Below are 9,733 nucleotides of genomic sequence, written 5' to 3'. Positions count from 1 at the left end.
TCTGTTACACCTGCCAATCGTCCCGAAGGCGAGGGCGCGGCAGACCTCGCGAAGGATCTCTCACGATCCCCGAGGAATGACAAAATTGACGAGGTGTACATCGATCGCGCATACGTGAGCAGCGAGCTCGTACGAGATGCATCGGGTGCGGGAGCCCAGGTATTTTGCAAGCCGAGGATTGCGCCGAACGGCGAGCTCTTCTCCAAGGACGCCTTCAAGAAAAACTTCAAGCTCAGGACCATCACGTGCCCCGCAGGCCAGACCCGGCGGTTCGTGCATGGCCAGACGGTCGAATTCGATCCGGAAATCTGCGGCGCATGTTCGCTGCGCTCGCGGTGCACAACCGCGAGCAACGACGCGGGACGGACCGTGCACATCGCCGCGGATGAGCAAGAGCAGCAGCGATTCCGCAAGCTCGTCAAGACGACGAAGGGACGCGAAGCGCTCCGGCAGCGGGTCCGCGTCGAGCACCGACTCGCCCATCTCTCCCGGAAGCAGGGGCCTCGCGCCCGCTACCTGGGCCTACGAAAGAATCTCTTCGACCTGCGGCGCCACTGCGCGGTGCTGAACCTGGAGGTCATCCTGCGGCGAGGCGGTGCGCTGGCCTTGCACAAGGCCGCGTAACTTGAGGTGGAAGCGAACGGGTTGGCGCTCTAGGGCGCATCTTCGTCCCTTTCCCTGGCAACCTGGGTCCATTTGAGCGTCCGCGAGTTCAGTTCAAATCGGCGCCAGTTCCCAAGCCCTTCGTGGACGCGAATGCTGACAGGTGGATCCCATCGGATCATGGGGTTGACAAAATCTACGTCGGGGCCTTCGGAGAACGGGGTCGTCGAGCATCCTACGATCGGGCTTGTCGCGTGCGCGCCGGTTGGGCCGACCCGAAGGAGCCAGTACCCGTAGGCGCCGCACTCGGAGCTCCCTTCGTATACGCCGGCGAACAGCAAATCCAGTTGCTGTCCGCGGACATGTGTCCCGACGTGCATGAGGTCCTTGCCCCTCCCTACCGAACGAAACTCGAGATGGCTACGCGAACACAGACCGCTGGCAGGAGGGGTAGGCGCATCGCATTGCGGAGGGTACACAATCTCGCTGCCCACGACGATTGTTTCGACGAACTGAAAACGAAAAACCCGCGCGAAAGCGAAGGACCGCTCGCTTGTCGCCGACAGTAAATTCGATCGGGGGTGCGGGGCTCCTTCGACCGAGCAACACGCGCGCGCCGTCGACAGAATTGGGGCTCCCTCGACTGGGCGGCGCTGATTCGTCCGGGGGCCCGGAGCTACGCACGGGTTGCGGCGTGGAGTCGGTGCCTTTCGTCGAGGCCACCGGCGGGGCCGGCGCCGACTGCGACCCGGACGCGGAGCTGCCGCCGCATGCCGTGAGTCCGCCCAACGCCGCCGCCACGACCATCCCACGAAACACCGCCGCCACAACCTCCCGCGCGCCCCTCCGCGCCCCTCGCCCTCTCGGGCCCGCAGCCTCCGATGACTTCTCCGACCGCCGAAACAACCCGCTTGGCATCTCCCCCATGATACCCTCTCCCGCCCCCATCCCTAAAGCTTTTCCTCCCGGAAGACAGAATCCCCCACCCAGACTGAGCCTCCGCACCACCACCGCCTGTATCTTGGAGCATGAATTGCCATCCCTCTCGGGCGTACGCGTCATAGGATCGTCCCATTCCAGGCGTAGCCGCATCTCCGACGAGGGAGGCCGGGTATCAAGAGGCTCGCCGCCCGAACGCGCGGCCCGCTCAATCCATCAACGCGCGCACGTCGTCGAGCGGGTCGATGCGAACGCCGCGCGCCTCGAGCGCGGCCCGGAGCTCCCCCGCGGTCTGCTGGTAAAACGCCTCGGTGGCCGCGTCGAGCCGGCCGGCCGCTTCGTAGAGGTGACGCACGCGATGGCCGTCGTACATCCGGTCGATTCGCACGGCGCGCACCAGCGGCGCGAGGCGTGCGGCCAGCCGCTCGGGGTCCATCGGCAGCACCGGCTGTACCACGGCGACCGTGACGCACCCCGCGCGATGGCACGCCGCGAGCGCCGCGAACCGCTCCTCGATGGGGTCCCCGCCCGGCTCGAAATGCTGACGGACCGCGTCGTCGTCGGTGGGGATCGAGAGGCCCACGAGCGCCCGGTGAAAGCGCCCGAGCAGCGGGGCGTCTTCCTGGATGCGCGCAGCGCGGGTGAGCACTCCGGGCGTGAAGCCTGTATCGACAAGCGCCTCGAGACAGCGCCTCGTGACGCGGTACTTCTTCTCCAGCGGCTGGTAGGGGTCCGTCACGATCGGGCTCATGCGAACCAGCCCCGGGGGCAACGTCGTGACCTCGCGCGCGAGCACCTCGGGCAGGTTCGTCTTGACGTCGACATAACGACCCCACGGCAGCCGCGCGCGGCCCTCGATCTCGCGGGACAGGTCGGCGCGATCGGCGACGTAACAGAATTCGCAGCCGATCATGCAGCCGACGTACGGGTTGAGGTAGTAATGGCCCGGCCCCTGCTGCACCAGCGCGCGCTCGACGCGCACCTCGCGCACCTCGCTCCCGCGCTCCGGCGCAGGGCGCGTTAGGACCGGCAACGCGCCTTCGCGCCGGCGCACCAGCTCGACGAGCTGCCCGACCGCGCGGTGTGCCAGCGCGCTCAGCGGCTTCTCGGGCTCGAACTGGTGCCGTGCGCACACGTTGAAGCGCGACGTCCGCGCGTAGCAGTCGCGCGTGTCGTCGCGGTTCTCGAACTCCACGAGCACCCACTCGTCGCCGCGGGCGAGCACGACGCAGACGCCCTGCTCGACGTCCCAGCCGGCCAGGCGAAAACCCCCAGGCGCCGGGCGGGCATGTAACAGCGGCGCGAGCAGCTCGCCCACGATCTGGTCGAGCCTGCGAAGGGGGGGACCGTCGCTCACCCACGGGATGCTACCGGCGCCGGGCGCGCTTGCGCAATCGCGCCCGACGGGAAAAGCAGAGGGGCGAGCGGTTCAGAAGAGCGTGTAGATGAGCGGCGAGAGCACCGTGCCCGAGAGGGCGAGCACGAGCCCGAGGATCAGGAGGATCACGAGCACCGGGGAAAGCCAGAGCTTGCGGGTCTCGCGCAGGTAGGCGAAGGCGTCTCGCAGCGTGGACTGGCGCGCCGTCCGCGCGGCCTCCTCGAACGAGGGCGGCGCGTGGACGGGTTCGTCCTTGTTTTTCGGCGGAGAGGTCTGGGGCATGATCAATACAACCGCAGGTAACGCCGCGGATCGCGGTGCGTGCTCTTGTCGGAGAGGTACGACTCCGCGTTCCGGTCGAAGCGGAGGCCGAGCGGATCGTGGCCGAGGAGGGAACGCGCGAGGGAGATCGGCGCGAAGACCACGAGGTAGATGGCGCCGAGCACGAGCGGACCGACCACGATGCCCAGCAGCGCGCCGAGCGCCATCCACGCGCGGTACATCACGCGGCCGAGCCCGGGGATCTGCGTGGCCGCGAGGAGCGCCGCTCCCGCGAGAGCACCTGCGGCGAGGTCCCCGGGGTCGCCGGAGCCTCGCCAGACCATCCCGCCGGAGACCACCGCGAGGGCGACGAGCAAGAGCGCGAATTGCATCAACGTCCGTCGCGAAGGATGGGCGTCCTCGGGACGAAGGACGCGATCGAGGACGGGCGAGGCGCGCTTTACCGCGGGGCCTGACGCAGCGAGCGCCGCGAGCGCGGCGGGGGGCTGCTCGTCGCGCAGCAGCAAGAAGCGCTCGATCACGAGGCCGTCGAGGTCTGTCCGCGCGAAGCAGCGTAGCGCGTCCTCCGGCGCACACACGATCGGCTCGCCGCGAACGTTGAACGAGGTGTTGAGCAGCACGGGGCAGCCCGTGCGTGCACGGAATGCCTGGATCAGACGGAAATAGAGGCCGTGGCGCGCCTCGTCCACCGTCTGGATGCGCGCCGAGACGTCGACGTGCGTGACGGCCGGCAGGACGGGCGCGGCCTCCTTTCGCACGGGCACCACGTGCGTCATGTACGGCAGCTCCTCTCCCGGCGCGACGTCGAAGAGCTGGGGCGCGTCCTCGTAGAGCACCGAGGGCGCGAAAGGACGGAACCCCTCCCGGAACTTGATCTTCCGGTTGATCGTGTCCTTCATGCCAGCGACACGCGGGTCGGCCAGGATGGAGCGGCTGCCGAGCGCGCGGGGGCCGAACTCCATCCTCCCCTGGAAAAAGCCCATGACCCGCCCCTCGGAGAGCGCCTCCGCCACACGCCCGACGAGCGCCTCCTCGTCGAGCTCGTGTGCGCAGAGCCCCCGCTCCGCGATCGCATCGCGGATCGAGGCCGCGTCGTGGGCCGGGCCGAGGAGCGACGCGCGTTGTGCGTCGCCCCCGCGCGCCTCGCGAGGTTTGTCAAGGAGCTGGTGCCACACGAACAGCGCGACGCCTGCGGCGCTGCCCGCGTCGCCCGCGGCGGGCTGCACCCAGACCCGCTCGAAGGGGCCTTCCCGCCGGATGCGCCCCACGGCCACCGAGTTCAGCGCGCAGCCGCCGCCCAGGCAGAGCTTCTTCGCGCCTGTCTTCCCGGCGATGGTGCGTGCGAGGCGCAAGAGGATGTCCTCCGTGACGCGCTGGATCGAGGCTGCGACGTCCTTGTGCACCTGCTCGATCGGCGCGCCGGGTGCGCGGGCCGGGGCTCCGAAGAGGCGCTCGAACGCGGGCGAGATCATGGTGAGCCCGCCGAGCCAGTCGAAATAGCGCATATCGAGGCGGAACGACCCGTCGGGCTTGAGATCGATCATTCGCTCGCGGATGAGCGCCTCGTAGCGGGGCTCGCCATAAGGGGCGAGCCCCATCAACATGTACTCGCCCGTGTTCACCTCGAAGCCCGCCCACTGGGTGAAGGCGGAGTAGAGTAGTCCGAGGGAATGAGGGAAGCGGAGCTCGTGGGAGAGCTCGATCCGGTTCTTCTGGCCAAACCCGAGGGTCGTCGTGGACCACTCGCCCACGCCGTCCACCGTGAGGATCGCGGCCTCCTCGAAGGGAGAGGGGAAGAACGCCGCGGCTGCGTGGGCCTCGTGGTGGTCGGTGAACACGAAGGCGCGCCGGTAGCGGCCGTCGAGGCCGCTTGCGAGCTCGCGGGGCAAGAACAGCTTGCGCCCGAGCCAGGTGGGCAGGCCACGCCGGAACTGGGGGAACGTGAACGGCGCGCGAGAGAGGTGGGTCTCGAGGATTCGGTCGAATTTGAGGAGGGGCTTCTCGTAAAACGCCACGTGATCGAGGTCCTCGATCCGAATCCCCGCCTCGGCGAGGCAGGCGGCGACGGCCCTTCGCGGGAACGCCTCGTCGTTCTTCGAACGCGAGAATCGCTCTTCCTGGGCCGCCGCGACGAGCTCGCCGTCGATGACCAGCGCCGCCGCGGCGTCATGATAAAACGCCGAGATCCCCAGGATCCGCGTGCTCACGGCGTCGCCTGCCCGAGGACCAGCGGCGCGGCGAGCTCGGCGAGCCGACGTGCCATTCGATCGTGCCCCTCGGCATTCGGGTGGGTGATGTCGAGGGCGTCCTGGGGCTTGAGGAACGCTCGGTGATCTTCGCCCTGGAACGCGTCGACCACGCGCCCGGCGGAGAAGCCCTGCTCCCGCGCCGCTGCGATGACCTTATCGTAGACGGAGAGGCAGCTCGGATCGTCGAAAGGCTCCACCAGCGGCAGGGGCGCGACGAGGACCTGGAAATGATGCTTGTCGGCGAGCAAGCGGAGGCGCGAGAGCGAGGCGCGCACGACGAGGTCGAATGTGTACCCCTCGTGCATGTGCTCGAAGGCGGGGCATTTCCGGCGCACCACAAGGTTGGCGAAATGGAACGCGAAGAAGCTGTTTCCGATGCGCCGGTATCCGCCGTTCTGCAAGAACGGGTCGTTCAGCACGTATGCGAGCACCACCAGATCGGGCTCGTAACGCAGGCCGACGCGCTCGAGCAGGCGGACCTCCTGCACGGTGTTGTATCCCTCGCAGGAGACGTTGACGACCTCGACCTTCTGCCCCGCGGGCGCCTTCTGGGCGAGGAGCGCCTCGAGCTGCCGGGGAAAACGACGACGGAAGGGGATGGACGGGTCATTGGGGACCGAGTCTCCCAGCACCACCACGCGGAGCACGCCGGGAGGCTTGGGGATGACGTGCGGCACATCCCATAACCCATCCTCGGTGACCACGATTCGCTCGCCCTCGGATTCCTCGATCGGGAAGCCAGGCCGGTACGTATAGCGCAGGAGGCCATCACTCGATGCGGCGACGTGCCGGTTGTTCACGTCCGCCGCCGAGAGCCGCCATTCCATGGCCAGGATCACGAGCGGCGCGGCGATCGCCAGCGTGACGAGTCCGCGGCGGACCTGGGGCCAGCGAATGAACCCGGCGAGGATGAAAAGGAGCGCCGACCCCACGACGAGGTAATGGAACGGGTCCGGGAAGAAGAAATCCGGATCCGCTGCGCAGATGGCCCATGCCTCGACCAGCGTGACGCTGCAGAGCAGAAGGATCACGGACACCGGAGAGGCCTGAAAGCGCTGGGACCTGTCGGCGTCGTTTCTCGGGACCGTCCGGGCGGAGCCGCGCCGCTTTTGCCAGAGCGATCCCCCGACGAGCCCGAGCGCCGCGGCGACGAGGCCGGTCAAGAGCAGCGAGGGCCACGCGGCCACGGTGCGTCCCTGGAAATCCGAAGGCGGCACCTCCGGAGGCGGCGGCGCCGCGGGCGGTTTCTCCGGGGTGGCGAGCGCGGGGGACTGGAGGAATGTCGCGTCCCGCGCGAGGCACGCGGCAAGGGCGTCGAGGGCGCGCCGGCGCGGCTCCGGCTCCGCGTTCCAGTCGGGGAACTCGCCCAGCGGGGAGAGCCCAGCCCGGCCCACGCGCCGAAAGGAGCGGCTCCCGTCGCGCGCGACGTCGAACCGGAGCGCAGCATCGCCTCCGGCCTCCACGATCACCCGGTCGGACAAACACTCGAAGGCCCCGAGCTCGAGGTACTCGGCGTCGGCGCAGGCGGCGATCCAGGCCTCCACGGTCGGTGCGCACACCCCACGCGCCGCGCCCCCCGCCTCCACCGCGCCTGCCACGCGCGGCAGGAGCAGGAGCACGATGCACGGGACCAGGAACCTGAGCATGGGGCGCTTGCCGCGGCAGACTAGCACAGCGCACCGAGGCCCGATGAAAAGTTGCCGTCTCCGTCGACCAGCCTCATCGAGGTTCTTCTGCTGCCGCGCGACCACCCCGGTCTCCGCTGGCGCGCGCTACCACGGCACCCGCGGCCATAGCTCGCACGCCGCGAGGTCCCCCGGCCGCAGGAGCGGCGCCACCGCGCCGAGCAGACGCTCGCGCGTCGGGTTCGTCGGCGCAGCCACGCGCTGTCCGTCGGGGAAATAGTGCAACACGATCACCTCGCGCATCTGCCCGGTGCGGTTCTCGTTCGCGCCATGCACGATCCACCCGTCGTGGAACGAGAGGTCCCCAGGAAGCATCGGCCCGGTGTCCACGCACTCGAGCCCTCGCTCGCGCACGAACGCGCCGAGGTCGCGGTCGGTCTCGTCGGAGATGTCGTACGGCCCGAGCTCGCCCGCTTCATGCGAGCCGCGCGCGAAGTACATCGTGCCCATCTCCACGCTGACCTCGCAGAGCGGGATCCAGAGCGTGATGCCCGTGTTGGGCTCGAACGGGCACGCCGATAGGTCCTGATGCCAGGGCGTATGCCCTGCGCCGGGCTCTTTGTAGAGCACCTCGTCGCAGAACAGCCGCAGCCTGGAGACGCCCATCAGCCGCGCCGCCAGGCGCGCGAGCCCAGGGTCGAACACCAGCTCGCGCACGCGCGGGTCGAACGTCCACGCGTTGAACACCTGGACGAACGCCTTGGCATACGTGTCTCGCAGGGGCGCGGGCGGGCGCGGCTCTGCGTGGCGCGCGACCACCTCGCGCACCGCGTCTCGGAACGCCGTCACCTTCGCGGCCGCCACCACGTCGCGCAGCACGAGGTAGCCATCACTTCGGTAGCGCTCGATCTCCTCGTGCGAGATGTCGCGTTCGGGTACGAGTCCTGTCTCGCTCATTCTACCACCGTCAGCTTGACGCGCTCGGCTGCGCCGAGCACGTCGCGCGCGGGTTCGACGAGGGGATCCGTCACGGCGACGAGCTCGCGCAGCGTTGCCGCGTCGGGCGGGCCGCCGCGCGTCGAGTAGCTGAACGCGATGCCACGCACGCGGCGGAACGCCTGGGCCGTCACGGACGAGACTGCGGCCTCGATGGCCAGCGGCTGTCCACGCACCTCGACGTCGAGCAGGACCCGCGCGCGTTCGCGCCGCACCGAGCGCACCGTCCACGCCCCGCGCGTCGCCCGCCCTACGATCCCCCGCACGCGCTCGAACATCTCCGCGCCGATCTCGAACGCCGCGGAGGGCCCGTCCCCGCGCGCCTGCTGCCCGTCGGCCCCGTGCGTCTCTGGCATGGTCCAGAGGTTCGAAAGCACATCGCCCCCGCGCTGCCGCGCGACCTCTGCAACGTATTCGCGCGTGCGCAGAAGGTCCTTGGCGGTCCACCCCCGGCACGAGCGCACCATCAGGGTCACGGGGTCGAAGTCGATCGCGTTCTGCTCGACGTCGCGCACCATGAGCGCGTCCGGGAGCACCAGGCAGTGGAACACCCGCAGGCGGCACCCGAGCTCGAGCGCCCTCTCGAACGACACGCGGAAGCTCTCCGGCGAGTCGCCCGGCAGCCCCAGGATGAGCTCGGTTTCGACCTCGGCGAGCTCGCGCAGCGTCTCGACCATGCGCGCGAAGCGTGACTCGCGGAAGTGCCGCCCCGCGCTCGCCAGCGCCTCGGGGTTGAACGACTGGATCCCGATGTCGAGCTGCGGGCGCTCGATCGACGCGAGGAACGAAAGGTGTTCGTCCTTGAGCTGCGTGGGGTACACGGCGGCGTGCAGCCGCCGCGTGCGGAGAAACCCCGTCTCGCGCTCGGCTTCGGCGAGGCTCTTGAATCCGCGCGAGTTGAGGTTCAGCCCCGCGTCGGCGAGGTGCACGTTCGGCGTGCCCAGCGCAGCCAGCGCGCGGAAATCCGCGGCGATGTACGCAGCGCTGAACACCCGATCGGGCACGTCGCTCTTGCCCCACTGGCAAAACGAGCACGACATCGGGCACCCGCGGTAGGTCTCGATCGCCGCGGTGCGCCCGGCCGGGATCATCCCGAGCTGCGTGGGCGAGGGGAGGTCATCGAGGGCGCGCTTCGGGGGCTCGGCCGTCTCGTACCACGCGCCGCGCGCGTGGAGCGCGAGCCCCTGCACCGTCGCGAGGGACGCGGTGTCGAGCGAGGGCAGGGCGGCGAGAGCTGCGAACGTCCACTCGCCCTCGTTCAAGACCAGCGCGTCGAGCAGCCCCGCGTGCGCGCGGAATTGCGGCAGGTCGAACATCTGGGGCCGCGCGGACGGGCCACCGAACACGATCGTGCACGCGGGGCGAAGAGCGCGCACCCGCTCGGCGACGCGTAGGAACAGCGAGAACGACCAGACGTACGCCGCGAAGCCCACGATGTCCGGCTCGACCGAAAGCACCCAGTCGACCCACTCGTCCACGTCCATCGACGGCGACTCGCGGAAGTGCACATCGGCCTCTCGTCCCGCGGGCGAGCTCGCCACCGTCGCCCAGACGCGCCGAGCGCCGAAGCTGAAGGGTGTAAATCTCCCCTGGAGGATCACCTCGTTCGCCGCGATGGCGATGACGCGCCGCCGAGTCATGGGTCCCCGCGATGCTAGCAG

Annotated in this window: 7 protein-coding genes; 1 reads left to right on the top strand and 6 read right to left on the bottom strand. The window is 69.3% G+C overall.

The window, feature by feature from the left end; translation table 11 throughout:
- A partial coding sequence (locus GF068_RS24275) for a transposase (RefSeq protein ID WP_206079528.1) occupies nt 1-624 on the top strand: 624 nt, incomplete at its 5' end.
- A gap of 1,126 nt (nt 625-1,750) precedes the next feature.
- Here the strand turns inward: GF068_RS24275 and GF068_RS45360 are convergent.
- From GF068_RS45360 to GF068_RS24245, 6 genes are all read right to left on the bottom strand, one after another.
- Nucleotides 1,751-2,899 carry a radical SAM protein gene (locus GF068_RS45360; protein ID WP_153821792.1) on the bottom strand — a complete coding sequence of 383 codons (1,149 nt, stop codon included), beginning with the start codon at nt 2,897-2,899 and terminating at the stop codon, nt 1,751-1,753.
- A 72-nt stretch (nt 2,900-2,971) separates the two neighbouring features.
- Nucleotides 2,972-3,202 (bottom strand): DUF5989 family protein, encoded by a 231-nt coding sequence (locus GF068_RS24265; protein WP_153821791.1) that lies wholly within the window; start codon nt 3,200-3,202, stop codon nt 2,972-2,974.
- A gap of 2 nt (nt 3,203-3,204) precedes the next feature.
- Nucleotides 3,205-5,409 carry an SxtJ family membrane protein gene (locus tag GF068_RS24260; RefSeq protein WP_206079527.1) on the bottom strand — a complete coding sequence of 735 codons (2,205 nt, stop codon included), beginning with the start codon at nt 5,407-5,409 and terminating at the stop codon, nt 3,205-3,207.
- Nucleotides 5,406-7,097: an SGNH/GDSL hydrolase family protein gene (locus GF068_RS24255; RefSeq protein ID WP_153821790.1), complete on the bottom strand. Its 1,692-nt coding sequence runs from the start codon at nt 7,095-7,097 to the stop codon at nt 5,406-5,408. The genes GF068_RS24260 and GF068_RS24255 overlap by 4 nt, the downstream gene beginning before the upstream one ends.
- A 126-nt stretch (nt 7,098-7,223) precedes the next feature.
- The gene (locus GF068_RS24250; RefSeq protein WP_153821789.1) at nt 7,224-8,033 is read right to left on the bottom strand and encodes a phytanoyl-CoA dioxygenase family protein; all 810 of its coding nucleotides are present in this window, start codon (nt 8,031-8,033) and stop codon (nt 7,224-7,226) included.
- Complete coding sequence (locus tag GF068_RS24245) at nt 8,030-9,712, bottom strand: B12-binding domain-containing radical SAM protein (RefSeq protein ID WP_170319641.1); 1,683 nt, start codon at nt 9,710-9,712, stop codon at nt 8,030-8,032. The genes GF068_RS24250 and GF068_RS24245 overlap by 4 nt, the downstream gene beginning before the upstream one ends.
- Between the last annotated feature and the right edge of the window lie 21 nt (nt 9,713-9,733).

The organism is Polyangium spumosum (genome assembly GCF_009649845.1).
Taxonomy (GTDB): Bacteria; Myxococcota_A; Polyangia; order Polyangiales; family Polyangiaceae; genus Polyangium; species Polyangium spumosum.
Note: the sequence above shows the minus strand (reverse complement) of the source record. Positions and strands in the feature narration are given on the sequence as shown.

What these genes read in the sequence shown, in the direction of transcription:
- GF068_RS24265 (WP_153821791.1), bottom strand. Translation starts at nt 3,202, where the DNA reads ATGCCCCAGACCTCTCCGCCGAAAAACAAGGACGAACCCGTCCACGCG.
- GF068_RS24255 (WP_153821790.1), bottom strand. Translation starts at nt 7,097, where the DNA reads ATGCTCAGGTTCCTGGTCCCGTGCATCGTGCTCCTGCTCCTGCCGCGC.
- GF068_RS24250 (WP_153821789.1), bottom strand. Translation starts at nt 8,033, where the DNA reads ATGAGCGAGACAGGACTCGTACCCGAACGCGACATCTCGCACGAGGAG.
- GF068_RS24245 (WP_170319641.1), bottom strand. Translation starts at nt 9,712, where the DNA reads ATGACTCGGCGGCGCGTCATCGCCATCGCGGCGAACGAGGTGATCCTC.